At 66.1% G+C, this 25,998-nt stretch carries 21 protein-coding genes; 11 read left to right on the top strand and 10 right to left on the bottom strand.

All coding sequences use genetic code 11. The features are described 5' to 3' along the window. The first annotated feature begins 307 nt into the window (after positions 1-307). The 5 genes from ABD481_RS16500 (at position 308) to ABD481_RS16480 (ending at position 8,253) form a co-directional block, all read left to right on the top strand. Positions 308-2,719, top strand: a complete 2,412-nt coding sequence (locus tag ABD481_RS16500; protein ID WP_425559192.1) for a caspase, EACC1-associated type — start codon at positions 308-310, stop codon at positions 2,717-2,719. Between the two features lie 118 nt (positions 2,720-2,837). After that, entirely contained in the window at positions 2,838-3,209 is a 372-nt protein-coding gene (locus ABD481_RS16495) for an effector-associated constant component EACC1 (RefSeq protein ID WP_344666545.1), read from the top strand. Continuing rightward, complete coding sequence (locus ABD481_RS16490) at positions 3,199-5,592, top strand: caspase family protein (protein WP_344666544.1); 2,394 nt, start codon at positions 3,199-3,201, stop codon at positions 5,590-5,592. The genes ABD481_RS16495 and ABD481_RS16490 overlap by 11 nt, the downstream gene beginning before the upstream one ends. A 139-nt stretch (positions 5,593-5,731) precedes the next feature. Next, on the top strand, positions 5,732-6,550 hold the full coding sequence (locus ABD481_RS16485; RefSeq protein ID WP_344666543.1) for a hypothetical protein: 819 nt from the start codon (positions 5,732-5,734) through the stop codon (positions 6,548-6,550). Then, complete coding sequence (locus ABD481_RS16480; protein WP_344666542.1) at positions 6,547-8,253, top strand: hypothetical protein; 1,707 nt, start codon at positions 6,547-6,549, stop codon at positions 8,251-8,253. Before ABD481_RS16485 ends, ABD481_RS16480 begins: the two co-directional genes overlap by 4 nt. Here the strand turns inward: ABD481_RS16480 and ABD481_RS16475 are convergent. The 9 genes from ABD481_RS16475 to ABD481_RS16435 all read right to left on the bottom strand — a co-directional run bounded on the left by ABD481_RS16475 (position 8,225) and on the right by ABD481_RS16435 (position 18,199). After that, positions 8,225-8,647, bottom strand: coding sequence for a hypothetical protein (locus ABD481_RS16475; RefSeq protein WP_344666541.1), 423 nt, complete (start codon positions 8,645-8,647; stop codon positions 8,225-8,227). The genes ABD481_RS16480 and ABD481_RS16475 overlap by 29 nt on opposite strands. Positions 8,648-8,658: 11 nt before the next feature. After that, on the bottom strand, positions 8,659-9,699 hold the full coding sequence (locus ABD481_RS16470) for a DnaB-like helicase N-terminal domain-containing protein (protein ID WP_344666540.1): 1,041 nt from the start codon (positions 9,697-9,699) through the stop codon (positions 8,659-8,661). A gap of 6 nt (positions 9,700-9,705) precedes the next feature. Further along, the gene (locus tag ABD481_RS16465; RefSeq protein ID WP_344666539.1) at positions 9,706-10,614 is read right to left on the bottom strand and encodes a hypothetical protein; all 909 of its coding nucleotides are present in this window, start codon (positions 10,612-10,614) and stop codon (positions 9,706-9,708) included. Further along, positions 10,611-12,458: a type IV secretory system conjugative DNA transfer family protein gene (locus ABD481_RS16460; protein WP_344666538.1), complete on the bottom strand. Its 1,848-nt coding sequence runs from the start codon at positions 12,456-12,458 to the stop codon at positions 10,611-10,613. Before ABD481_RS16460 ends, ABD481_RS16465 begins: the two co-directional genes overlap by 4 nt. Beyond that, positions 12,458-13,975: a VirB4 family type IV secretion system protein gene (locus ABD481_RS16455; RefSeq protein WP_344666593.1), complete on the bottom strand. Its 1,518-nt coding sequence runs from the start codon at positions 13,973-13,975 to the stop codon at positions 12,458-12,460. Before ABD481_RS16455 ends, ABD481_RS16460 begins: the two co-directional genes overlap by 1 nt. 5 nt (positions 13,976-13,980) lie before the next feature. Continuing rightward, entirely contained in the window at positions 13,981-15,537 is a 1,557-nt protein-coding gene (locus ABD481_RS16450; RefSeq protein ID WP_344666537.1) for an SCO6880 family protein, read from the bottom strand. Continuing rightward, complete coding sequence (locus tag ABD481_RS16445; RefSeq protein WP_344666536.1) at positions 15,534-17,114, bottom strand: hypothetical protein; 1,581 nt, start codon at positions 17,112-17,114, stop codon at positions 15,534-15,536. Before ABD481_RS16445 ends, ABD481_RS16450 begins: the two co-directional genes overlap by 4 nt. Continuing rightward, on the bottom strand, positions 17,111-17,773 hold the full coding sequence (locus ABD481_RS16440) for a DUF8175 domain-containg protein (RefSeq protein WP_344666535.1): 663 nt from the start codon (positions 17,771-17,773) through the stop codon (positions 17,111-17,113). Before ABD481_RS16440 ends, ABD481_RS16445 begins: the two co-directional genes overlap by 4 nt. 114 nt (positions 17,774-17,887) lie before the next feature. Further along, positions 17,888-18,199, bottom strand: coding sequence for a hypothetical protein (locus tag ABD481_RS16435; RefSeq protein WP_344666534.1), 312 nt, complete (start codon positions 18,197-18,199; stop codon positions 17,888-17,890). Positions 18,200-18,490: 291 nt separating this feature from the next. On the opposite strand from ABD481_RS16435, the gene ABD481_RS16430 reads away from it, so the two are divergent. The 5 genes from ABD481_RS16430 (at position 18,491) to ABD481_RS16410 (ending at position 22,817) form a co-directional block, all read left to right on the top strand. After that, positions 18,491-18,919, top strand: a complete 429-nt coding sequence (locus tag ABD481_RS16430) for a helix-turn-helix domain-containing protein (RefSeq protein ID WP_344666533.1) — start codon at positions 18,491-18,493, stop codon at positions 18,917-18,919. 170 nt (positions 18,920-19,089) lie between these two features. Further along, entirely contained in the window at positions 19,090-19,629 is a 540-nt protein-coding gene (locus ABD481_RS16425) for a hypothetical protein (protein ID WP_344666532.1), read from the top strand. Continuing rightward, on the top strand, positions 19,626-20,810 hold the full coding sequence (locus ABD481_RS16420) for an MAB_1171c family putative transporter (RefSeq protein ID WP_344666531.1): 1,185 nt from the start codon (positions 19,626-19,628) through the stop codon (positions 20,808-20,810). The genes ABD481_RS16425 and ABD481_RS16420 overlap by 4 nt, the downstream gene beginning before the upstream one ends. After that, on the top strand, positions 20,807-21,400 hold the full coding sequence (locus ABD481_RS16415; RefSeq protein WP_344666530.1) for a phosphatase PAP2 family protein: 594 nt from the start codon (positions 20,807-20,809) through the stop codon (positions 21,398-21,400). The genes ABD481_RS16420 and ABD481_RS16415 overlap by 4 nt, the downstream gene beginning before the upstream one ends. A 310-nt stretch (positions 21,401-21,710) precedes the next feature. Then, positions 21,711-22,817, top strand: a complete 1,107-nt coding sequence (locus tag ABD481_RS16410) for a C40 family peptidase (RefSeq protein ID WP_344666529.1) — start codon at positions 21,711-21,713, stop codon at positions 22,815-22,817. A gap of 202 nt (positions 22,818-23,019) precedes the next feature. On the opposite strand, the gene ABD481_RS16405 is transcribed toward ABD481_RS16410, so the two are convergent. Further along, complete coding sequence (locus ABD481_RS16405) at positions 23,020-23,223, bottom strand: hypothetical protein (RefSeq protein WP_344666528.1); 204 nt, start codon at positions 23,221-23,223, stop codon at positions 23,020-23,022. 130 nt (positions 23,224-23,353) lie between these two features. On the opposite strand from ABD481_RS16405, the gene ABD481_RS16400 reads away from it, so the two are divergent. After that, the gene (locus tag ABD481_RS16400; RefSeq protein ID WP_344666527.1) at positions 23,354-25,867 is read left to right on the top strand and encodes a hypothetical protein; all 2,514 of its coding nucleotides are present in this window, start codon (positions 23,354-23,356) and stop codon (positions 25,865-25,867) included. The last annotated feature ends 131 nt before the right edge of the window (positions 25,868-25,998 follow it).

Raw genomic sequence — 25,998 nt, 5'->3', positions numbered from 1 at the left:
AGTACCTGGTGTGGATCCGCCACGACAGACAAGTGTCTGTGGTCGGAACTGGCTATGCTCAGTATCAGGATCGTGACTCAGCGTCCGCAGGTTTTCGGCGGAGTGCTTCGAGGAGGCGCGGTGAGCAGGGGGAGAAAATGATCGGCGCCACACAGGCGCGTTACTGCCAGCGGAGGCCCTCGCCCCGCCCTCCAGCCAGCCCTCGGGGTGAAGGTGGTGTCTTTCGCGGGCGGATTCACAACCACGGGCCCGCGGTCGGAACTCGGGAAGCGACTTGAACGTGCCAGGCCCTTTCGAGAGCGCAAGCATGCCACCAGTTTCACGACGGGGCCCGGGACTGCCTGACCGCTCGGGTTCGAGAGCGGTCCTGATCGGCGCGTCCCAGTACGCCGACGAGGCACTTCCTGACGTTCCGGCCGCAGCCAACAGCCTGCGTGCAATGGAGTGCCTACTGCTGGAGATCGGGGGCTGGCGTACCGAGCAGGTGACGGTACTCGGCAACGGGATCAGCGTGGTGGAGGCTGTTAAGTGCCTGCACGCTCGCGCCAAGGAAGCCAAGGACGCATTCCTGCTGTACTACGTCGGACACGGGGTCATCTCTGGCACGAAGAGGCATGAGTTGTGCCTGACGCTCTCGGGCACCGACTACGAACACCCTGAGATATCTGCAATCGCCTACAGCCACATCAGGGAGGTGTTCGCCGACTGCGCGGCACGCGTGAAGATCTCGATCCTGGACTGCTGCTTCTCTGGGCGGGCGATCGAGGCGCTGTCGTCCGGATCGCTAAACGATCTCGCAGTCGCCCAGGGCGTATACACCCTCAGTGCCAGCGACGGCTACCAAACTGCGCACGTCCCGCAAGTCGCGGCACAGCCCGATGTATGCACGTCGTTCACTGCGCAGCTGGCGGACCTGCTGCGAACCGGGATTGAGGGCGGTGCCGACGTGCTCACCCTGGGAGCGATCTACCCGGTGCTGCGCGCCCGGCTGCTGGACCGCGGCCTGCCCCAGCCGAACAGCAGGGCCACCGACACGGCCGAGCAATTCCCCTTCGCCCACAACGCCAGAGCCGTCGCGGCGCCGCCGCCAGTGGCAAGCCAGGCGGCCCTCCCAGATGAATGGAAGGGTCGGACGCAGATACCCGGCTGGCTTCGCAAGTTCGCCGAGCCGGCGCTGCCCCGCTCCACCCGCCGCGTGGCCTTCGACACCTTGAACAACCTGCCCGCCCACCGGCCGACCCGCACATCGCCGCCGCTTCTGGATGCCCAGGTCGACCTTGCGCAGTTCACGGACATGCTCGGACTTTCCCGCCGCGCCGCCTCCGCGCTGGCCGCCCGCGCGGACATCAAGCGGGCCTTCGCTAGTGGATACAAGCAGGACCTGGAGTCGGTGCTGCGTGACCTGGCCCGCGACGGTGTAGAGCTACCGTTCCGTCTTCCGCTGCTGTGGCGATCGCTACCCGCGGCCAAGCCGGCAAGGCTGGAAGTGTCCAGGGTGCACGACGGCTTCTTCATGCACGTTTGGAGAGCCGAGGCCGGAAGAATCTGTGTCCTGTATCCGTGCGACGAGCTGACCCCACGCGCTCCGGACCACAGCCGCCTGGTCTCCGACTTGGACCCGGTGCTCATCGCTTCGGAGTCGAAGAAGCATGGGCTGTACGGCCCACGGCTGCTGTGCGTGGACGCCGAGGATGCTGGGCGCAGTTACCTGGCCGACTGGCGCGAACTGGCCCGCATACTGGGCCAGGACGTGCCCTGGTGGCCCCAAGCGATGCGACGGCCGCAGCATATGGCCCGCTGGGTACCGGGGGCCGAGGCAGCGGTCTATGAGACGGCCACCGAGGAGGACGTGGCCGCGTTGCTGGACCTGGCCGACAGCGAGCCTCCGGAGTCACCGGCCCGGCTCGCGGCCCTGGCCCTGGCGGCGAACTGGCGCTACCACGCCGTTATCGGCGCGGACTCGCAGTTCCGAACCGTCGGGCGGGCCCGGCGGCCGACCGGGATGACGATGGCCGCGCGGCCGATCAAGCGCGGCTACGACGCCTACCGCGATGTCCCCGAGGAGGTACTACGGGTCGGCTGGGCCCGGATCCTGGACCGGGACGATCACCTGGCCTGGGTCTGCGCGCGGCAGGCCAGCGTCATGTACGGCGGCGATGTGTTCCCTTACGGCGGAGCCTTCTCGGTCAGCCGTCCCGAGGCCCCGGCTGCCGCCGAGTGGATCCGGCGCCTGGTTGCCACGACGCCCACGGCTGCAGCCGCATACTTCGGCGAATCACAGATCACCGAAGTGTTCACTGACCCGGTAACCGGATTGCCGGTGGTGGCTAAGCCCAACAACTATCTGGAGGCCACCTCGCCGATCGCCTACCACGGCTTCGCTGCCAGACGACTGCCGACCACCAGTCCGCTGGCCGAACTCGTCCTCGATGAGGTGATCTGGATCCGCACTCAGGATGGTGTGCTGTATCCGGCCCCGCGTCGACCCGACACCCAGCTGGGCTTTGGATACGACGGCACAGGATCCCTGGCCCTGGCGATCCTGATCGACAAGCTCCTGGACGACATCGGCGCAGAGGCCCCCGATGTCATGCAGGACAGCGCCTCCATCGGCCTGCAACACGGTCTCTACGGCCACTGGCCGGCCGGCGCCGTCCTCGGCCGGACGCAGTTGCTGCTGGCACGGCAGAGCACCGGCCGCATGGACCGGGCCCTGTGACAGCCGCCGCGACCGCCAGCCCCACCCAGCAGGGCGATAGCCCGGCGAACCCACCGCACGCGGCGACAACCTGGCCCCGCTACCGCGGGACCAGCTCCGAACCCGACCATAAGCGATCATGAACTGGGAGGCACCGATGGTCAACGTCCTGCTGCGCACTGACGGACACGGCAGTGCGAATCTCGAGGACCTGTATCGCTGGCTGCGCGGCGAGCGAGCGCTGAGCGGGCGCGTCACCCTCATCCATGATCTGCCCGGTGAGGAGGACCTCGGCGCCGGGCCCGGTGCGATCGAGGTCATCCTGGGCTCCGGCGGCATCGGCGTCGCGCTTGTCGGCCCGCTAACCGCGTGGTTGCAAAGCCGCCGCTCCGAGGTGACGATCGAGGTCACCGTCGGCGACAAGAGCGTGAAGGTACAGGCCAAAAACATCGACGAGGTGACGCCGCTGCTGACCGAGGCGCTGCGAATCGACGACGACCGTGATTCCTGATCGGGGCCGGTCCCACGCAGTCCTCATCGGCATCTCGGCCTATGCCGACCGCCGGCTGCCGGATGTGCCGGCCGCCGCCAACAGCCTGCGCGCCGTCGAACGGATGCTCACCGAATCCGGCGGCTGGACGCCCGACCAGATCACCGTACTGGACAACCCGGAGGACTGCCGCCAGGTCATCGGCCTGCTGCGGAACCTCGCCAAGCAGACCCCGGACGCGCTGCTGCTCTACTACGTCGGTCACGGCCTGATCTCCGAGGAGCAGCAGCTGTGTCTCACGATGGCCGACACTGATGTCGACCACCCGGATATCTCCGGTATCGAATACGCCCGAATACGGGCTGCCCTCCGGGACAGCCCGGCCCGCGTCAAGATCATCATCTTGGACTGCTGCTTCTCCGGCCGCGCCATCCAAGCTCTGTCCGGAGACGACCCACGCCATCTCACCGCGGTCCAAGGCGCGTTCGTCATAGCCGCCAGCGACAGCGACCGCAGTGCCCACGTGCCACCGTTGGAACGCCAAGCCGGGGCGTGCACGTCCTTCACTGGCGAACTGGTTGACCTCATCGCCTCCGGAATCCCCGACGAGCCGGGGGTTCTGACCCTGGCGGCAACCTACCTGCACCTTCGGCGCCGGCTTATCGAGCGCGGACTGCCCGAGCCGAACTGCAGCGGCACCGACACCGCCGCCGGGTACGCCTTCGCGAACAACCGCGCCGCCCCGGGCCCGATCGCTAGGCCGACCGCCGAGCAGGCAAGCCACTGGCGGCCCGCAGATCGGATACCGTCCTGGCTGCGCGACTTCGCCGCCACCAGCCGACCGGGCACCCCACGCGACGTGTCACTGGGCGAGGCCAACCTTCGGGCCTTCATCGGCGACCAAGGCCACGAGCCGCCGACACAGCGAACCCTGTTCGATGGAACTGTCAGCCTGCCCGAACTCGCCGAACGGCTCGGACTGGACCGGCGCGGGCAGCGCAGGCTCGCCTCCCACCCTGCCCTGCCCAGGATTCTGGCCACCTCGGGTACCACGACGGACCTGGGACTAACCGTGCGCCGTTTGGCAGCCCGCGACCCTGAGATGGCCGCTCTCACCCCGCTGATGTGGCGTCCCGCCCGCCCAACCGGGCCGGCCGCGTTGGAAGCCATCGCCGCGAACGACGACTACCTCCTGTGCCAATGGCAGGCACAGGCCGGACGGGTCGCCGTCATCTACCCGTGCGAACACGACTGGACCAGAAGACCCGTGCGGTCCCGCGACTACATGCATCTGGCCAAGGCACTGCCGCACGAACCCGACACCGTCCTGTGCCTCGGGCACGAATACGGCTACTCCGGACCGGACCTCACCGCCGTCGACGCGGCGCACCCCGACCGCTATTACACCGCCGAGTGGCAAGACCTGGTCGGCGTGCTCGGGCAGGCCGTCCCCTGGTGGCCCCACGCTCTGCGCCAACCAGATCGGATGGCTGAATGGCTCGCCTCGGCCGCGACCAGCGCGGCACAGTATGAGGTGAGAACAAGCTGCGACATCGCCGCGTTGCTGGACTTGGCCGAGGCCGAACCCCCTGAATCGCCAGCCCGACTGGCCGCGCTACACCTGGCATCGGACATCCGCGATTCGGCCGTCACCTGCTGCCTGGGCGAAGTCGAGCATGTGACGGAAACGGACCGATACAGCGGGATGCTGGTGGCCGCCCGGCCGAGCACCCGCGGCATGGGGCGGTTCGCGACGGCTCCAGCGCGAAGGCTTCGCCAAGGTTGGCAGATGATCGCAGATCGAACGGACCCGCTCTCCTGGGCCTGCATGAAGATCACTCAAGGCCGGAGTGTCGCAGAACACCTGCCCTTCGGCCTCGAATTCACCATCCACGACCCGCAGGAACCCGTCGCTGCCGAGTGGCTGGCCTCTCTGGTGCCTGCGACATCCACCGCCGCCCTCTCCTCCCTGAACACCGCGCACTTCACCCAGCTGCTGAAGGACCCGCGCACCGGCCTTCCCGTGGTGAAGCAGGACGGCTATCCCAACGACACCTATACCGGCCTCGCACCGACCAGGCTGGCTACCACCAGCCCGCTCGCCGAGGTCATCCTGGACGACGTCATCTGGATCAGGACCGCCGACGGCGCCTTGTACCCGGCTCCGAGGCGCCTGGACGCCGGCATCACCTTCGGTTACTCCGGCACCGGACCGATGACCTTGGCGGTGCTCATCGACCGGCTGCTCGACGACATTGGCTGCGAAGACCCAGTCGACGACATGGCCGAAAGCTGCTCGCTAGGCCTGCACCAGGGCACTGCGGGCAAGTGGGGTCGCGGAATGGTGCTCACACGCGATCAGCTGCTCGTCATCCGTCAGAGCACCGGACGCTGGCGCCGCTGAAGACCACTGCAGACACTGACCTTCCGCCGACGTGGGACAGGGCGGCCGTAGCGGCGGTGTCGTGGAGCCGTTCGCGAGCTGCACGACGGTGGGTAGAAAAACGGAGCGCTCGAATTTGTTCGTGGCGCATGATGGTGGCATGGATGCAGATGCCGGTGAGGCACTATTCGAACGCTACGTCACGGAGAACGGGTACAAGATCCTAGACCGGCATCCTGATCTCGGCACGCAGAAGCGTCCGGACTACCTGGTCCTGGCGGCCGGTGTGGAGGTCGTGGTTGAGGTTGAGTCATTCAATTTACCCTCGGCTGCATCGGTTGGAGATGTCGCCCTGCTCGACATGAGGCCGCAGCTTAAGAACGTCCGCAATAAGATCACGGCCGGCGCAGAACAGTTGAAGGGCATCGATGGCTATCCGTTGGCCGTTGTCTTGGCGAACCCCAAAAACGCCCATCTTCCGCTTGAAGGACCCATGTTCGAGGGCGCTCTCTACGGCGATCCAATGATCACAATCGACGGAGACGGCGAGACCGATATGCGCTTTGGCCGCAATGGCCGTCTGCATGTAACAGAGCTCGATGGTTCGGTGCGCGGAAACCATCCCCACCTGAGCGCCGTTGCAGTGCTACGCCGGTCGTACTCAGATGAAGCGCACGCCGCCGCGATGCAAGCCAGTCAGAGCCTGGGCTACGAGAACATCCTCGCGACCGTCCGAGAAGCGCACCGGCGCATGGCCGAGATGGGTGAGGACGCCACCCAGGCCGTCTGTCTCGACATATATGAGACTGTCAGCAGGTCTGCCATTCCGCTACCACGCGACGTCTTCGCGGGACCGCATGACACCCGGTGGGGCGAGGTGGCGGAGGGTCGCTATGGGCAAATTGAGCGTGAGAGGCCCGGGAGACACAGCGCGGCCAGTTCGATCCAGCAATCAGCTACGTGTGAGAAGGCGTCTTGAGCCCCGTCCCATGGGTCACGTTAGAGCCGACCCAGACCGAAACGATCATCGCGGTGATGCTCTGTCGGCTCAATCCCAGCGCTGTCCGCATCCGACCGTCTCAGGGAGATGGCGGCATCGACGTCATCCAGATCACCCCTGACGGCTGGATCGTCGACCAGATCAAGTACTTCGCAGAGACGCTCGACGACAGCCAGAAGAAGCAGATCGTCAAGTCCTTCGGGAAGGTCCGCGCGTTCGCTGCTCAGCAGGGTGCAGGCATCGCCGAGTGGCACCTGGTGACTCCCTTGGACCCGACCAAGGAGAACCGTCTGGACTGGTTCTCAACCATCACTGCGAACGCCGACTTCACCTGCGAGTGGCGCGGTAAGGCTCACGTTGAGGGCTGGGTCAGCGAGTTTCCAGAGGTCGTTGACTATTACCTACGCGATGGCAAGGACCGCCTGGCTCAGCTCGTCACAGCGGTAGCCACCATGTGCAGGCTCTTCACCGACTCGGACACCATTGCCCAACAGGGCACGCTAGAACCGGCTGATACGGTGACTGGGCTGCGCTCGGTGTATGAAGCGCTCAACGCGCATGATCCGCACTACCGGTACGGGTTCTCCGTCGATGGCGAACTGGTAGACGTACCTCCCGAGCCTCATCAAGTAGCGGTGCTCCAGATCGAGACCACCTCGTGCTGGGTCACATTCAAGGTGTACGCGCGCTACGACGCTGCTGTTCTCGACCGTCCGGTGCCGATCGTCTTCGAGGTAACGGCTGCGCCCGACAGCGAAGCAGCGCGAATCATGACCGACTTCCAGACCTATGGGTCGCCGGTCGTGCTTGACACCGGAGATGGCGTTTCCATAACGGTAGCCGCGGACTTGCCCGCAGGGCTGGGGCAACTGGTTTCCGGGCAACTCGCTGGCTTTAGTCTCACGGCCCTGCCAGCCACGCCTTTCCCTGCACGGTTACAACTCATCGACGCGGAAGGAAACGAGCTGGCGATCGTTCGACTGAACCTTCAGCCTGCCCTCACCAACCTGGATGGTTCCGGCATGTTCATCGCCGGGACCGAGCAGCACGGCGTCTTCGATGCCGAACTGCGAATTCAGCGCCAAGCCGGCACCGTGACGACCAAGCTTCAGGGTCATGATCCCGCGGGGCTCGCACCGGACGATGTCTTGCCGGCGCTGCGGCTCTTGAGCGGGCTACATCACCCCAACCAGTACCGGGTGGTTGGAGCGCACGGCCCCAAGCAGGGTGATGCGATAGCGATCCCGCAACCCGACTCACCATCGGCCGATCTGCTGGTGCTCACGAAGTTCGTCGAGGCTCTAAGCATCATGCAGCAGCACACGACCGAGCAGATCCGTGTGCCTGACGCCGCTGGCTTCGGTGCGCCAGCCATCCTTGAGCTCATCGAGCTCGGGCAGCTGCTGAAGGACGGCCGGCGCCAATCGTCCTGGACCAGCATGAGCACAACGCTGAGCCCCGACACCAGGTTGCCAGAGGACGGAGGTTCGCTACTCATAGTGCAGCAGGCCACCTACAACCTAGAGGGACGCCAGATCGAGCTCGGACGTGTGCGGACGATTCTTGACTCAGTTCGGTTCACGCAATCCGAAACCGATGGCAAGGGCCGGCGTCATGTCGTGATGGTTCCTGGACGCTCCGACAAGATGACTGCTATTCACGAGCCGCTGGATGTCCACTGACGGTCTGTGCTGCGGTTGACGCTTCGCAGGCCCGCGGACCGACAGGTTTACCGACCGTTCCGTCGTGAGTGGGCATGTCACGCAAGACGTTGATGGGTCGCGGGTCCTTCTTGGCGTGGGCTACCACATGCGCGTCAGCTTCGCGCATCTGGTCACGCCGCCGGTCCAGCGTGGCGGCGAGCACCGTATCGGCCATGACCCACTGCCTCGTGCGGCGGTTCTCGATCCACCACTCGTCTTCGTAGAAGGCCGCCTCGACAACGACGCTCAGAATGACTGACGTCCCGTCCGCGATGGCTTGATGCATCTCCTCTGCGCTAAGGCGGAACTCCTTCAGCGCGTCGTCAGGCTCGCTGGTGACGCGGGTGTCCGTGATTTGCTTCTGGTCCTGCATGTCGCGTCTCCTCACGCCTTCAGCTCGGGGCCGTTGGGCTCGATCGCCGGCTGCTGGGGAAGCAGCAAGGGAGCTGGCAGAGGGCCATGATCCAGGGCTCGCCCCTGTGCCGCGGCGTGTGCGTGGGCCGCAGAACCTGCAACCGAGACCGCGGCCTGCGCAGTGACTCGATCGGCTTCTGCGGCGAGCACGGTGTTGGTGTGCTCGATCAATAGGTCGCGTCCGACCGCGAGGGCCGCGCCGTATTCGACGGTCGCGGTGGCCAGCAGCGCGACGTAGCCGACGGTCGGGCCGGGGCCCATCCGCCCCGCCTCCTCCGGCGCCATCCCTTCCTGAATGTCGTCGAGTGCGCGACGCCGGCTCAGTTCCCAAGCGACGGTGAGCTCCTGAACTGGCTCGCCTCGATCGTCCACAATCAAGATCGTTTCGTAGACCATCCGGTTCGCTGGGGAGGTGAAGACTTCGGCGTCGAGCCAGTGGACTTCAGGGATGAGTTCCGGGTGTTGGATCAGGTCCGACAGGATGATGCGCTCTCGCTCAGTGGCCAGCATCCAGGAGTCGTAGGACGCGCCGGTGTAGGTCAGCGAGCTGGCGGTCTCGCCGACCCAGGCAAGGCCGGTGTCGTGGGTGCGCAGGGCATCGGCGAGCAGTGCCAGATGATCAAGGCGGGGGTCGAGACCGCGTACGGGGCCGGCCTCGCCGGTGAGGCGTTCGGCGTGAGCCGCCATCTCACGTCGTAGAGCGGCTTCGGCGACCATGCGGCCGTAGACCGCGATGGCGTCGGGGTCCGGGCAGGACATGGCCAGGCCGCCCAGGTATTCGGCGTCCACGCTGGGCCGGTCGACGATTCGTGCCACCTGGTCTGCAAGAGCCGCGCCGGCGAGGTCGGGGCGGGAGATCGCGAGGTCGACGATCGTCTTGAAGACCAGTTGGTGTGTCGGGTCGGCGAAGTCGGTGAAGGACAGGTAGCCCACGTCATTCAGCAGCGTCCGGTCGATGAGCGCGGCGCCGATGAGCGCCTGCTCCGCCCGGTGGGTGAGGTGGTCGGTCATCGTGATCTAGCTTTCTGCGGGGCGGTTGGAGCTGGCGGTGAACGCGGCCACTCTGGCGTCGGCTTCGGCCAGGTGGGATCGTCGGAAGTCGAGCCCTTGGGAGACCACGACATCGGTGATCTTGACCCAGCCGCCTCCGGCCTGTTTCCACCAGAAGCTGTCGTAGGACGCGAAAGCGGTGACGGACCCGCTCATCGGGGTAGCTCGGCCAGATGAGATGTGGGCCGCCATGGTCGATGTGGTCAAGAACAGGTCGCTGTCGGTCATGTTCTCCTTCTTCGCGGTAGCCAGCAGGTGCGCTGGTATCCCGGCGAGTGGATCGCCGGCAGACCAAGCAGACTGGATCTCCGGTGACGTCACTGCGCGCACGACGCCGTCGCTCTTGTGCCCGCTTCGGCAGTTGCGGGAGTAGAACATCACAGCACTTGTGATCAGCTGGCGCAGCTCGTTATGCCAGTAGCGGGCAGCTTGCCCGCTCGGGCCTTTGGCCCCGTAGATCTCCTCGCGCCAGACCTTCAGTGCCCACAATTCCTCGATCAACCCTGGGTGCTGGCTCCAGCAGCGGGGCAGCCGAGTCTCAACGCTCAGCTCGTAGCGGTCATGCAGCCAGGTGACCCAGCTGACCAGCTGCGGCCACGCGGCTTGGCGCTGGGCGGGGTCCATTGCGTGCCACTCGGGGATTCCGGCGTGCTGGGCACCTCGCTGGCCGCGCCGCTGGTTCCTCACCGCTCGGGGCGGCAGCCCTGAGTGGCCACGCCCTTGGCGGGGGACGCTCGGCACGGCGAACGGCTTGGGCTCCGTCAGTGCCTCGGTTCCGCGGGGTTCGGCCTCGGTTTCGGGCAGGAGGGACCGTGGTTCCTCGTCGCGGTTGCCGAAGACGGCGGCCTTCCATCGCGGGGCGTCGTCGTTTGTCATGCCGCCTCCCTCTGTACGTCGTCGGGTTCGCTGCTCCCTTGCCGAGCGCGCTCTGCGCCGATGATGGCCCGAGCGTCCTTGACGGCTGTCACGAACTCTGCGGCGTGGGGGCCTTCGTAGTGGCGCTGCATGCGCACCTTCACTGCCGGCGTCGTAGCGTGGATCACCAGCGCTTCCCGGCGCTCGGACGACAACGTGCGGATCTGCTCCGGGGAGATGGTCTTCCGGTCCAGGAGCGTGGTCTGCATGCTGTATCCGCTGCTTCCGCGCTGGTAGGTGGTCAGCGATTCGCGGTACTCACCGCCGAGCTTCGACAGGTCGTCGAGTTCGTCGCCCGACAGTCCGCCGAGGGCGATCTTCACGGTCGCGGATCCCCAGATCTTCGCCGCGCCGTTCGGTCCCCAACCGTCGATCGCCTGCGCCATGTCTTGCAGCACCATGACCATGAAGATTCCGGAGCCGCCGGAGTAGGAGATCAGGTCGGGGAGTTGCGGTAGCGGGGAGACGTTGGCGATCTCGTCTCCTAAGATCGCGAGCGGGGCATCGAGCCGGCCGCCGGGCGAGTCGTCCGCCAGGCGCTTCGCGGTCTCGATCACCTCATCGAAGAATGCGCTCACCAGCGGCGCGAGGCTTTTCGCGCGGTGCTTGGGCACGAGGATGTAGATGGTGCCGTGCGAGCGCAGGAAGCCCTCGATATCGAACGTCACGCCGGCTTCCGGCGCGAACGTTGCGCGGGCGGAGACAGACAGCAGAGGCGCTACTGCGGTCTGCACGGTCGTCCAGAGGTTGGAACGCGTGGTGTCGGCCGGTGCGCGGTACAGGTTGTCCAGCATCTCCGCGACATCGGGTGCGGCCTTGGGGTTGCTGCCAAGGATGTGGACCGGTTCGTCCAAGCCCTCGTTGAAGGCCCACCGGAGCACGTCGGTCATCGAGCGGCCCGAGATCGCGGCGGCGTGCAGCCAGCCGGCCATGAGGTTCGTCGCGGCCAACCCGAAGAACTTGTTGTTGTCGCCACCGCCAGCGCTGTCGCCGCTGCTCTTGCCGACAGTGACCATCACTTCGGCGCGCAGAATCGCCTTGTCGAAGTCTTCGCAGTCGGCGAGCGGGGGCCACTGGACGTTGTCAGGCCAGGTGACCATACCGGTCGGCGCCATCACCAGAACCGGGCCTTGCTTCGCGCGTATCGTCGCGGTGTTCTCCAACACATCGGTCCGTGCGCTGGTGACGATCGCCGGACCCTTCCAGCCGTGCAGCCAGGGGATGATGACCTGGCTCGACTTGCCCTGGCGAGGAGGGGCCAGCATCAGGACGCTGTCCTCGATCGAGATCGCCACCGGTATCCCCGCCGGGTCGGACCAGCCGACCCGCACGCCGACGTCGACCAGGGTGAACTTGACGCCGCTCACGCTGGGGCGAACGATCGGACCGCGCTTCAGAACAGCCTTCTCGGACAGCGATACAGCGAGCTGCTGGCGGGAAGCGAAGCCACGGTGCGAGCGTCCCCTCCACGCTCGCTTCGCGGCGACGATCCCCAGGCTGCACATCGCCGCCAGCACCAAGGCTGCGGCGATGCCGAAGCCGATCGGTCCGGGAAGATCCGGCCGCGTGCTTGCCGGCCAAGCCTGCTTCGGGTCAGACCAGTGATGCGGCAGAGCTCCGATGATCTTCGGTGCCTGCCCGAGGCTCGCGGTCGGGAGCACGAAGTGCGTGATGAGCCCGGCGAGCTCGCCGGTGGCGTAGACACCGGGCACCACAACGGCGACCGCGACGATCAGAGCGAAGATCGCATAGTCGGCGGGACTGTCGAGCACCGGCCGCCGTGCGACCGTGACATCTCCGGCCATCAGACGACCATGCGTTCGTTGGTGTGATACAGCTGCCGCTCCAGCGGCGTCAGCACCGTCTGCACGACATGGCTGGCGCTGCGACCGACCTTCCACACCGCACGACCGCGGTGCTCGCCGGACCAGCTGGCGATGTGCGCGCACTCGGTGTCGGTCAACCCGATCGCCTCGCGGGTCATAGCCAGCGGCGCGGTGTCCTGCCGCAGACAGATCCGCACGTCACAGCTCGCGATCAAGTTCTTGGCGATCGTGACCTCTTCCGAGCCGGCCGCCCCCACGGCCTCGAAGTCGGCCAGGCGGTGCGTGCTCAGCACCTGGATGGTGCCCTGGGCTCGGGACAGACGCAGGTCTGAGTCCAGCTTTCGGATCATCGCCGGGACGCGCATTGCCCGCCACAGCTCGTCCCGAACGACAAGGCGGACCGGACCGCCGGGCTCGTCGATCGCGGCCTGACCCCAGCTGGACACACAGGCCAGGGTCATCGCCACGGTCTCATCGCCGCGGCCGTCGATCCGCGACAGGTCGACGGTCTGGATCGGCGCGGAGAAGTCCACACCAACCGTGGTCGGTCCATCGAACAGCCCCGAAAGCGAGCCCTGGACCATGTTGCCCAGAGCGTCGACGGCGGGCCGGATCATCTCCCGCAGCTCGCCAATATCGCCGTCACGAACACGCAGTTCCTCGGCCATCTCCGGCACGGGGTCGCGCAGCAGCGCCCATACCTGGGGAATCGTCGGGTCAATGAGCCGGTTTCCGCTGGCCTCTCCAGAAGCCTGCTTGATCGCCAGCGAGAACGCGGCCTCCTCGGTCGGAGTCAAGGCCCGGCCAAGGCGCATCACGACCAGCGAAGCAAGCAGGGTGATGCGGCGCCGGTGGATCTCCTCCAAGCGCTCACGCAGCAGTTCGGGGTCGGCAGGAAGGTTCGTGCCGAGCGGTCCAGCGTCCAAGGGATTCAGACGTGCCCCGAGACCTGGTCCGAGTTCGACGGGCTCGACGCCCAGAGCGCGCGACAGCGGTGCGTACTCGTTCTTGATGTCGCCCAGGACGAAGGTCTTGACGCCGTAAGCCATTAGACGCATCGCGAGCGACTTGATGGCCGCGCTCTTCCCCGCCCCCGGCACACCGGTGATCAGCATGTTGGGATTGGTGATCAGGCCCTGGTGAAGCCATTCGATCGGATGGCAGGAGAACGCCCCGCCGGTCAGGCAGTCGACGCCGATATAGACACCGACCGGCGGCATGCTTTGGCCGTACAGCCACGGATACAAGCCAGAGAACTGGCCGGTAGAACTGCGGAAGACCGGGATCGGCGGAGTCTTGGGCGCGCGGCCGGCGAACTTCCTGGCGTAGCCGCGGCGCGGCGGTGTTGGGTCGACCGGCGCCTTCCGCTTCTTGCTCTCGGGTGCCGCAGCTACGGCAATCGTGGACGGCTCTGCGCCGTCCGCTGCGGGAGCAAGCAGGCTGGCGAAGTCGACTTCCGGCAGCTGTGACTTCTTGGACTTGGTTGTGAAAGCCATCGTCGTCACCACCGCATCTTCGGCAGGCCGAAGCCCAGCGGCAGCGAGCTCATGCTGAAGCCCACGTCCTGAGCCATCCACAGCCGACGCAGCTCGATGCGTGCGGCAGCGGCATCCGCTTCGAGCGCAGCGCAGGCGTCTTCGAGCTGGTCAGGATCGGTGACGGTGACAGTCACGAAACCGGTGAACCTCACCAGCCCGTGGCCAGCAGCGCGTTCGGCATCCTGCTCCTCAGCCCGGCGCAGCGCGGCCTGCTCGTGCTCGGGCACGATCTGGCCGGTGCGCTGGCGCATCCGGATCGCGACGTGGCGAGCGGTGCGCTCGCGCATCACCTGACGCTCCGCGACGCGCGGACCCAGAGGTTCAATGTGGAGGCTGAAGGCCCGGCGGTGCGTGCCCTCGCCGAGCAGCGGCGCTAGGGCAGTGGAGAAGACCTGGTTACGCGGCCAGTCATGAACGACATAGGTCACCGAGTCTGCGCCATCGTGCAGATAGGAACCGCGCTTCGCCTCGGCGGCGGCCGGCCCGGCGACACCAGGATCGACGCCAGGGGCGAGTCCTGCTGCATCGCGGTCGATCACGGTCGCATTGGCACTGGCACGGCGCTCAGCAAGGGTGCGAGCCGAGTGCGGGTCGTAGGCGGTCCGGATCACCTCAGCCAGATCGCGCGGGCCGAGCCAGCCGTCTACCTGAAGGTCGGCGCCGGAAATGGAGGACGTCAGAGCCCGGAGGTGTCGAACCAGGACCGCGGCGGCTCCGGCCGCTCCGCCGCCGGCGCCCTTGATGGCCTGACCGGCGCGGCGCTCGTCCATGACGAAGGCGAGGTACGCCTCTCGCTGGCTAGTGCTGAGTGTCGATGTCGCCAGTAGCGTGCTGGTGATTTCGACCGCCGTTTCGGGAGCGTCCGCGGCCAAGCGGTCGTTGTGCCAACGCCGCAGGGCCGCCCCGGACTCGGGGACGATTCGTTGCAGAGCCTGGACCCTGATGATCGGGTTGCCCTCGGTGCACAGCCCGGACAGCAGCGTTCCCCAGCCGGCCACACGCTGGTCGCGGCGAGCAGAGTCGACCAATCCGATTCCGGGAAACTTGATCTTCGCGACGGCGGTGTACGTGCGGTCGTAGCGGTGGTGCACCACGGCCATGGTGCTGTTGCCGGTGTCGGCTTCCAGGATCCGCAACGGCGCGAGGATGCCGGGCAAATCCATCGGTTTGGGGCCGGCCGGATCCGCCTTGGAAGCCGGAGTGAACGCCCCGGCGGCGAACTTGTGTTGATTGCGGGACTTCAGCAGTTGGAAGGACACAGCGGCCACGAACCATTCGTCGGTGGTGCGTCCGGCGATGCGGACGAAGGCGAGCAGGGCGAGCAGGATCGCGATCGGCCAGGCCACGACGCCTGCGGAGATGTTGGATGCGGCAATCGGCCATACAGCGACCAGGACAGCGGCACCGCACATCACGGCACGCTGCGCTGTCATCCCGAACAGGAAGTTGACCTTCTCGCTTTGCCAGCCGAAGTAGGTCCGCGACGACCGGGTCTCGGAAGGAAAGGTGCTTGTGCTCACTTCTTCTCTCCGTGGCGGTCGTTGTCGGGTGCCTGCGGCGGTCGTGCAGGCGGGATCGGCGGAACGTCGCGCACAGCGGGGAACTCGGCGGTCGGCGGGTCACTGCGCGGCGAGATCGGCTCGACCGGAGTGGGCGGCGTCAGCGGCTGAACAACCGGCGCCTGCCCTGCTTGGTTGTGAGTCGCTGGTTCGGGTGCCGCGGGTAGCGGCGGCGTTGAGCGGTCCTGCGGCGCGCTCATGTCAGGCGGAGCGGCATGCCGCTCGGGCACGGTCTCCGGCGCCGAGGTTGCGACCGGCTGCTGCGATACCGCTGGGGCGGGCTGCTCTGCCGCCGGTCGTGCCGCCGGTGCTGGTGTCGGTCGACTGCGGGCAGCCGATGGCATGGCGGATCCCGCGGGGTGACTGTACGGACCGGTCGGGTACATACCGGCATGTCCAGCCATCTGCTCCATCCGGCCGCCCAGCGCGTTCACGCCCTTCTGGGCCATGCTTAGCCCGGCCGCCGCGATGCCCATGGGTCCAAGGGCGGCGCCCGCAGCTGCCTTCGCACCCGCTCCTCCCGCTCCGGCACCGGCCATCGCAGGAACCCCGGCTGCGGCCGCCGATCCGGCCCGGCCTGACATCGCGGACATGGTGCGAGCCTCGCTCTGCCGGGCGAACTGCTCCGGCGGGATGCCGGTCGGAGACCCACCAGCTGCCGACGCAGTCCGGCCCGCAGCGAACCCAAGCATTGCCCCCAGGCCGCCAGCTGCGCCGACCTGTACGGAGGCGAAGGTGAACAGGCGCCCGATCACCGGCCAGGCGAATACCGCCAGCAGGAGAACCAGGATGCCGATCAGAAGGCCCTGGATGTCCTTGCTGCCAGCGCTCAGGTTGAAGCCCAGCGCGAAGACGAGCGCGATCACCGGCTTGAGGATGATCAGCTGGATGCAGGCGGTGCAGAGCTTGGTCCACCACTCCTTCGTGGCCTGCGACATCTGCCCAACCGCCGAGATCGGCGACGTGGCGACCAAGACGGCCAAGGCTGCGTTGCGGATCAAGAGCTCCAGCCACAGCACCACCGTTGCCAGCAACGCGAGGACCGACACGAACAGCAGGAGCGTCATGGAGACGCCACCGCCGGCCGACCCGAAAGCGGCGAGGCTGCCCAGCTTGGCACTCATCGCGTCGATGCTGCCGAAGCTCTGCTTGATGATCGATTGGGTGATGTTGTCCGAGGCCAGTAGCGCCGCATTGGTGAAGACGAGGATCAACATGAAGGACAGCGCGGTCTTGCCGACGCCGACGAGCGCGGTCGCCACCGGCGTGCCGTCGTGGGTGATCGCGGTCCGCACGACCTGGCCGAGCAGGATCAGGACGGCGACGAACCCGGCGATACCCATCGAGATGGCGTAGACGTTGCGGACGCCCGGCGAGGTGACATCGATGTTCGGCATCGCGGCGAAGGCTTGAGCGAACGCCTTGAGCAGCTGGTCCGCGGCGTCGGCGAAGGACTTGCAGACCATGTCCCAGGCGCTGGAGGCGACTGAGGACGCGGCGTCGCTGATGCAGTCGATCGGATTGATGGGGCAGCTCATTGTCCGATCTCCTGCCACCCTAGGCTGCGCGCCTGGTCCGATCCCGGCGCCGCCGCGAGGCTGGTGTAGGTCGTGCCGTCCGGCTTCAGCACCTTCCAGTCGCCCCCGGCCCAGTGCATGCGCAGCGGGAACACTGCGTTCGAGCTCTTGGTGCCGGTGCCAGGCAGCGAGGTGGTGTAGCGCGCCAGGAGCAGCACCGTGACCTGATCGTCGGAGGCGTCGCGGACCTGGTACTCAGCTGGGCCGAGCATGACTGCCGCGGCCGAAGGCAGCAGGCCCGAGGTCGGAAGCCCCAGCGAGGCACGGGCGTCGGAGGTACCCTTTGCCCACTCCGCCGGCCCGTCGGTGTAGGACGGATCGGCGACCAGGCGCATCACCGCTGCGGTGCGATCGGGATCGAGAGTGGACCCGAGATCAGTCATGTACTCGGACGCGGCAGAAACCGCCCCAGCCAGAGTGTGTGGGTATTCGATGGAGACGCCGTTGACCAGTTGGCTGCCGCGGGTCAGGGCGACCGGTGCAGAGGCGCCGGAACTCGAAGGCATGTCCGCCGATGGGGTGCTTGCGGTCGCTAGCGGATTCGGGCGCGGGGATGGGCTGTCGGCGCTGGCGTGCGTGCCGGACATCGCCGATGCCGCGACGTAGGCGATGCCGGTCAAGGCTGCCAGCCCGGCCGCCGTGAGGACCGCATAGCGACCGGTCCGGCGGCGTGGGTGCAGAAACTCGTTGCTCATGGCGCTACATCCGTTGTTCTGAAGGCTGGATCAAAGCCCTTAGTGGGCAGCGCCGAAGACGGTGTTGATCAGCGGGATTGCGCAGGCGGTGACGATGACGCCGCCCAGGGACCAGACGAGGGACCGCTTGCCCTTCTCCTGGTGGTCGGGCCTGTTGCTCAGCGAGCCGACGGCCATCAGGCCGCCGGAGGCGACTGCGGCGACCGCACACGCCACCAGGCAGCCCCACTTAACGTACGAGAGGAGCAGGTTGACTCCGTTGGAGCCGCTAGTCGGGTCGGCTGGCGCCGGGTTGGTGATGTCCGCCGGGAGGGCGCCGAGCGCTTGCACGACAGAGTGGATCGAGCTCATGAGTGGGGACTCCTTGCCGCCTGGGAACCCGATCGGGCGGTCGACGCCGGCCGCGGGTAAGGATGAGTTGCCGAGGCCCTGAACTGCACGTTCTGCTGTAGCAGAACCTCGGGGCAGTAGATTAGGCAGCAATGAGTGGTGCTTGTCAACTACAGCATAATTTTGGGCGGTGGGACCTTGAGTTGCGTTTGCTATAGCAGATGCGGCATGCTGGCAAGAGATCGTTGAATCCGGAACCGGAGGAGCTGCTGCGCGATGGGCGGAGGGCCAGAGGACGTCGAGGACATCGGCGTGATCGCCACGCGCATCAAGCACCTGTTCGCAACGGTCTATCCGAAGTCATTGGGCCGGCCCTACACGCTGCGCGAAGCCGCCGACAAGATCAACGAGGACGCGGGCGAGGAGCTGATCTCCGTCGCGTACCTCAGTCAGTTACGCAAGGGCGACAAGCGGGAACCGGCCTTCAACAAGCTCGCGGGCGTGGCCAAGCTGTTCGGCGTGAGCACCGACTACTTTCTGGACGACGAGACGGCCGCCAGGACTGACCAGCAGTTGGCCTTGGTCGCCGCGATGCGCGAACAGGGCGTGGACCGCGTGGCGACGCGGGCCCTGGGGCTGTCGGCGAACAGCCTCGAAGCCATCCTCGGCATGATCGAGAACGCGCGCAAGATCGAGGGTCTGGCCGACGACGAGGGCGACGCTCCCGCTCAAGAGCAGTGAGCCTGCTCACTTCACTCCGCGCTGTAGTGCAGCGTTGTCAATTCGTGATTTTCGTATCGCCCGTCTGATCGCTTACCGTATCGAACGCGGGAGTTGTCACCGTTGTCCGATTTCATCTCGGTAGCGCGGCGCCATTGACGGGTCTCCCACATCGAGCGGGAGGAACCGGCGTGCGAGACCTGAAACGGCTTCGTCGTGCCTGCGAGCAGCGGCTAGACGGACTGCGGATCCCACGACCGTTCGACTTGGACACGTTCATGGTCAGCGTCCAGAAGCAGCGCGGCGGGCGACGGATCCACATCCGGCCGTCGCCGATCCCGGCCAGCGAGGTTTCGCCCTATGGCATGTGGGTTGCCACCCACGATGACGACTTCATCGTCTACGAGCCGGAGACGACGCCCCTTCACCGCGCACAGATTGTGTTGCACGAGGTGGGCCACATGATCTTCGACCACCATTCCGACGAGGTGGTGGACCCTCGGATCCTTCGCGTCGTGTTCCCCGATTTGGACCCCGCGATCGTGAAGCTTGTCCTGAGCCGCCACGACCACCACAAGCGCGAAGACGAGTTCGAGGCCGAGATGTTCGCCTCTGTCGTGCTGGAAAAGGCCGGCTACGAGCCGGACCCGGCCCTGACTGAGGACGGCCTGATGGACCGTATCGGCGACGCACTCGGACACCCGATGCGCCGTCGGGAGCGTGGCATATGAAGCCGGCCCTCGTCGTGATCTTGTGGGTGGTCACCGTCTGGCGACTGGGATCAGTTCGGGACCAGCCCTGGAAGCGATCCCTGTGGCTCGCCTTCTTCGGGCTGGCGATCGCGATGACAGTCACGCTCCCTGCCGTCACACGCGCCATCGACGCGTCGACGGGAATCGCCGACCTTACAACGCTGATCAAGCACCTGGCCGGCATCGTCGCGTGTGGTGCAGTGCTCGACTGGGTACTCGCGTTGAACTCGCCCCAGACAATGGGCACCTTCCCAGCCCGCCGCCACTACATCGCTGCGGTCACCATGGTCGCGATGACGGGTCTCTTCTTCGCCATTGACCGGCAGGAGACGTTCAACTTCGCCGAGTTGGAGTCGGGGGACGGCGCGGCGGCGACGGCGTACATGCTGACGTTCGAGATCTACCTCGGCATCGCGATGGGCATCGCGAGCAACCTTTTCTGGCGAGCTTCCCACCGCAAGCCGAATGGCCTCCTGCGGGCCGGGATGTGGATCCTTGCCACCGGAACGGCTCTCGGCGTCGTCTACGCCGCGCTGCGGAGCGCCTACCTGCTCGTGCGATTCAACGGCAGCCACGCTCCCGGCGGCGACCACACCATGGTCTCGGCATCTGATGCCGTCCAAGCGGCAGCGATTCTGCTGATCATCATCGGCACGTCGACTCCGCCCGTGAGCGCCGGCCTGAGAGCCTTCGCCAACTACCGGGCGCTGCACGTGTTGCGACCGCTGTGGAAAGACCTCACCGCTCAAGTACCGTCGATTGTCCTCGGTACGCCGCCGACCAGGGCCGAAGACTGGATGGCCGTCCGGGAGGTCCGGCACCGGCTCTTGCGACGGGTCGTGGAGATCCGCGACGCCGCTCTCATGCTTCGCGGGCTGGTCGACGAGACCGACCAGGAAACCGTCCGCACGCAGCTGAGAAACAGCGGCCTCAGCGGCAGCGAGCTGGAGGCCAGCTGCGAGGCAGCATGGATCCACACTGCCATCGCAGCCAAGAAGCAGCAGCGGACGGTTGTGGCCCGAAGTGCAACACTTCGCCCGCGAGACAGCTCGGCGCTGGAGGACGAAGTTCGCTGGTTGCTCCTGGTAGCTCGCTTCTACCGCAACCCCAAGACCAGCTCCCTTACCGCAAAGCCCGCGCTTGCCACGGAGTCACGATGACCACCGCACCCGCCACCACGTCTCCCTCGTTCGCCCGTAAGGTCACTGACGGCCTGGAGCCGAAGAACTGGATCCTGGCCGTCACGATCCTCGTCGGCTGGCAGGTCGACCGGTTCGCCGGCATCGGATGGGGCCTGCTCGGCGCCCTGTTCGCCGCCGTCATACCCATCGCCTTCATCAAGTACGGCATGAAGCGCGGTCGCTGGGCGGACCGCCACGTAGGCGTCAAGCAACACCGACTGATCGTGATGGTCTTCATCATCGGCTCGGTGGCGACCGGGATCGCCTTGATGATCGGGCTCGGTGCTCCCCGCACCATGACCGCGCTCATCGCCGCGATGCTCACCACCCTCGCCGCCCTGATGGCGATCACCACCGTGTGGAAGATCTCGGTTCATGCCGCGGTCTCCTCCGGCGCCGTCGCCATGCTGGCCGTGGTCTACGGGCCGATTGCCCTGACCGGTTATGCCCTCGTCGCGCTCGTCGGCTGGTCACGGATCGAGCTCCGCGACCACACCCGCGGCCAGGTGCTTGCCGGCACAGTTCTCGGCGCTGTAGTTGCCGCAGCGACATTCACCTTGTTCCGCTAGGCAATCAGCAGCTCAGAGCGTCATCGGGGCGCCCGTCGCGCTCTCCCTCGCCGCCGTCAGGACCAACTCCTGGCGGTGGCGGTTTGCCAACCCCGAGCAACGCGGATCGCTTCGGAGCCGAGCGGTCTTTTCTGCTGTAGTAGACAAGACCCCCTGCTGCTGGCGTATTCTCGGCTAGCGCGTCGCGTTTGCTGTAGCAGAATCGGGCTGTTCTTGCCCTGGCTGAAGGCTGCGCCGTGCTTGTCCCAGCGCAGTTCCATCCAGCAAGGACGCACATGAGCACCATCCCCCACCTCAGTCGAGTGCCGGCATGAACGATGTAGCGAAGAAGGCGAAGTTCGCTGTCGGCGGCTTGTTGCTGTCGCCGATAGCCATCGTTCTCGGCATCGCACTGGCAACTACCGGATCGGGCACGCTCGAACCACAGACGGTACTTGCAGCGGCGGCGGCCTTGCTGACGAACCAGCCATGCTCGACCTCGGGGCCGGTGACACCGGGCACTACTGACCTCGACAAAGGGCATCCGATCACCACTGGTCAGATCAGCAACGCGCAGCTCCTGTACACGGTGTCCCAGAACGACGCGCACCTTCCCAAGGACGCGGCGGTCATGGCTATCGCAGCCTCGATCGAGCGGACCCGCCTGGCGAACTACACAACCAAGAGCGACTACAACGGCTTGGGCCTGTTCAACCAGGACCCTGGTAGCTGGGGGACCGCCGCCGAGTTGGCAGACCCGGTGCACGTCGCCACCGAGTTCTACTCGCGGCTGGTGCAGGTGCCGAACTGGCAGACCATCCCGTTTGACCAGGCAGCCAGCGCAGTCCTCCGGCTCCCGGATCCCGCGCGTTTCAACTTCGAGCAGTGGGAAGCGATATCCAAGCGCCTGGTCGCCACCTTCGACGGCAGCGCCGGCACGTGCTCGGGAACCGGGGGCGATGGCTCGGGTGGTGGAGGCGGCGATCTCCAGCTTCCCCCAGGGTTCACGCTCCCCGCCGACACCCCGGCAGCGGCACGCACCGCGATAGCCTGGGCACTTGCCCAACTCGGGACGCCGTACTCATACGGCGGTAGCTGCTCGAACTCACACGATGGCAATCCCAACGACCAGTGCGACTGCTCATCGCTGATGATGATGGCGTACCGCGCCGCCGGAATCACTATCCCGCGGGGTTCCATCGCTCAGTCCGACGTTGGAACGCCGATCTACAACGTCAAAGACCTGAAGCCTGGCGACTTGATCTTCATACCCGGAGACGACGGAACTCCCGAGGCTCCGGGTCATGTAGGAATGGCTCTTGGGCAGGGGCTTCTCGTCGAGGCTCCCCACACCGGACTTACGGTTCGGATCCAGCCAATCGCTGGGTACCGGGAGGGTCAGATCTCCAAGATGCGACGGATCGTTCCGTGGCTGTAGGGTCCGCGACTTAGTGTCCAAATCCCGTGGCCGTGTTCACTCGATGTCTGGTTGGACACGCTTCGTGGATTCGAGTTGCATGACTCATCGATTCCTCTGCACCGTTGGATCCGTGTTCGGAACCGGAATCGGGCAAGCCGGGATGGCGGCTGCTGCCGTCACGCGCATAGTGATCGCGGCCAAAGCCGATACCGAGTGCCCATCACAACCCGAGGGTGTGGGCCGCCATGGCCAGTACAGCGGCGAGCGTGAGAGTCGCGGCAAACGCTCCAGCCGCGCGGGCTACAGCGTGCGGCCACGTGTTGCGGTCGCGGAGCGCAAGCAAACCGGCGGCCAGAGCGATCAAAGTGGCGACGAGCGCGGAGAAGGCGGTAGAAAGCAGAATCAGGGCCGTGTGGTTGGTCATGGCGAGGCTCCTCGGGGACGAAGTTGTATGCGTGTCGCCATGAATCTCGCCCCGTCCGTGTTCGCTGTGGTTCAGCTGGACGAAAATGAACACCGTCGAACAGGCCGCGAGAGCCCGCGGGAGGGCGTTGATGGTCACTCAGGACGAAGCGGCGAAGGCTGCGGCCGCCGAGTTGCGCAATCAACTGCGGGATGGAGTGGCAGGTCTTGATCTAGACGTGACTCAAGTCGCTCGGCGTAGTGGTCTGGGGCGAACAACGGTCTCGCAAGCGTTGAACGCCGAAGTGGGCGTTCCTTCGGAAAGGACGCTAGCCGCGCTGGGACGAGCGTTGCGGCTCAATGTGACGTCGCTCCTGGAGTTGCGGAGAGCCGCATGCGCCACGCAACCGCCGGACCTGCCTGAAGGACCGGGATTGCCCATCACAGCGTGGGACGCGTTGGACTTGGAGGTGCACCCGGCCGGCGGTCAGCGATACACCGGGGCGCCGCTTCCTGCGTATATACGGCGCCAGCATGACGACCAGCTTGCCCGTGTAACCGCAGCCGCAGCAGAAGGTCGCAGCGCGATGGTGGTGCTGGTCGGCTCCTCCTCCACGGGCAAGACGCGCGCATGCTGGGAAGCCGTGCAGCCGCTATCTGAGCTCGGATGGCGCCTATGGCATCCATTCGATCCGAGCCGCGCGAAAGCCGCCTTAGTGGGGCTGGCACAGGTAGAGCCGCGCACGGTGGTGTGGCTGAATGAGGCTCAGCACTACCTCGACGCCGGGGAGGAGATGGCCGCGGCGATACACGCCCTGCTCTTGGATCCGGAACGAAGCCCAGTTTTAGTATTGGGCACTCTATGGCCTGAATACGACAGGATCTACGCAGAACATCCAGCTTTCGGACAACCAGATCCCCACACTCGCACCCGGGAGTTGCTGGAGGGGCGACGCATCATGATGCCAGGTGAATTCGACGAACCAGCGCTGAGTGAGGCGAGACGGCTGGCCTCAGCCGGGGATAAATATCTAGCGGATGTGCTGGCGCGCGATCACGGCGGTCGGATCACCCAGTATCTGGCCGGTGCTCCAGAGTTGCTGCGACGCTACGCCAGCGCCGAGCCAGGTGCCCAGGCGATTCTCAAGGCGGCAGTCGATGCCCGGCGACTTGGCGTCGCACTGCATCTGCCGCGGGAGTTCCTTGCCGAGGCGGCGACCGATTACCTGAATCCTGATGAGTCCGAGGCTCTTTCGGACGACTGGTTCGAGCGCGCATTGTCGCAGCTCGCCGAACCGGTCCATGGAGGTTTCGCGCCTCTGCGCCGTGTGCGCCAGCGTATGAAGCCTTGGGCGGCACGGGAATCTCCCGCTGCCGAGGGTGCATCCGGGCCGACGTACCGCCTTGCGGATTATCTTGAACAGCACGGCCGCCGGGAGCGCCACTTGGACTGCCCTCCGCAGTCGTTCTGGGACGCGGCGCTCACCCATGTGAACGACCACGTCACTCTGCATCACTTGGGCAAAGCCGCAAGCGCTCGTGGGCGCTTCCAGTCTGCGGACGCCCTCTACCGGCGTGCCGTCGAAGCCGGGAGTACCGAAGCAACGTCCGACCTGGCCCACCTACGCGAGAGGAAGGGCGATATCAAGGAGGCCGAAGCCCTCTTCCGACGTGCAGGCGAACTCGGCGACTACGCAGCACTGTGCGAACTTGTCCTAATATGGGCCCACGCTGGAAGATTGGACGAAGCTGAGGATCTGGCCCTGTTCGCTGCGGAGGCGGGGTATCCCCGCGGCCTCTGCGATCTTGCGTTTGGGCGCGAGGGCGATGGGGATCGGTCTGCGGCCGAGGCGCTTTACCAGCGCGCCGCGACGGCCGGAGACCACTTCGCTACGCATGAGCTCATGCGATTTCGCGAAGAGGCCGGAGACGGCGCCGAGGCTGAGCGGTTGGCGCTAGGCGCGGTTGCTGTTGGCAACCCTTTCGTGGCGGATAGCCTTACCCAACTCCGCGAGCAGGCCGGAGACCACACCGGAGCCGAGCGTTTTGCTCAGCTCGCTGCCGACGCTGGACACCCTGGTTCGCTCTATGAGCTCGGTCGACTGAGGCAAGAGGCGGGGCGCGGGGGCGAAGCGTTGGAACTGTTTCAGCGAGCTGCGGACGCCGGAAGTACGACGGCGCTCTACGAGGTAGGCCTCGCAATGTGGAAGACCGGAGATCGGGAGGGGGCCGAGCGGTCGTATGAATTGGCCAGCGAACAAGCCGGCCAATTTGCCGCTCACAATCTCGTGGTCACGCGAGAGCAGGGCGGGGATTCGACCGGGGCTGAAGCGGCGGCCCTCGGCGCCGCTCAGGCCGGTGACCCCGGCGCGCTAACCAGCCTCGCAAGAATGCGAGAACAGCACGGAGACCGTGCCGGTGCTGAAACGCTCTACCAAAGCGCCATAGATGCAGGTGAGACTAATGCCATGGTTCTTTACGCCGAGATGCTGGCAGCTACTGACGCGCCGGAGGCCGAGCGCCTGCTCCTTTTGGCCGCGAACGCCGCACAACACTCGGCACTGCCAGGGCTTGCCCGTCTTTGGCAATCAGTTGGAAATCCTGGCGCCACGACCGTCGAGCGGTACGGGCTTGACCCAGACGGCAAGCCGTCCCGCCCCTGGTGACTTCACCCGCCGGACGAACATTCCAATCGGCGATGCCTTCCTGGCGGGAGCTTGGATGTCTCACGCGCGTGGCGGGCTACGAAGAGCGACGCAGCACGACGGTCGGGGTAGCCAGCGCTGACACAGGTCCG

The sequence above is a fragment of the Catenulispora yoronensis genome (assembly GCF_039531695.1).
Classification (GTDB): domain Bacteria; phylum Actinomycetota; class Actinomycetes; order Streptomycetales; family Catenulisporaceae; genus Catenulispora; species Catenulispora yoronensis.
Note: the sequence above shows the minus strand (reverse complement) of the source record. Positions and strands in the feature narration are given on the sequence as shown.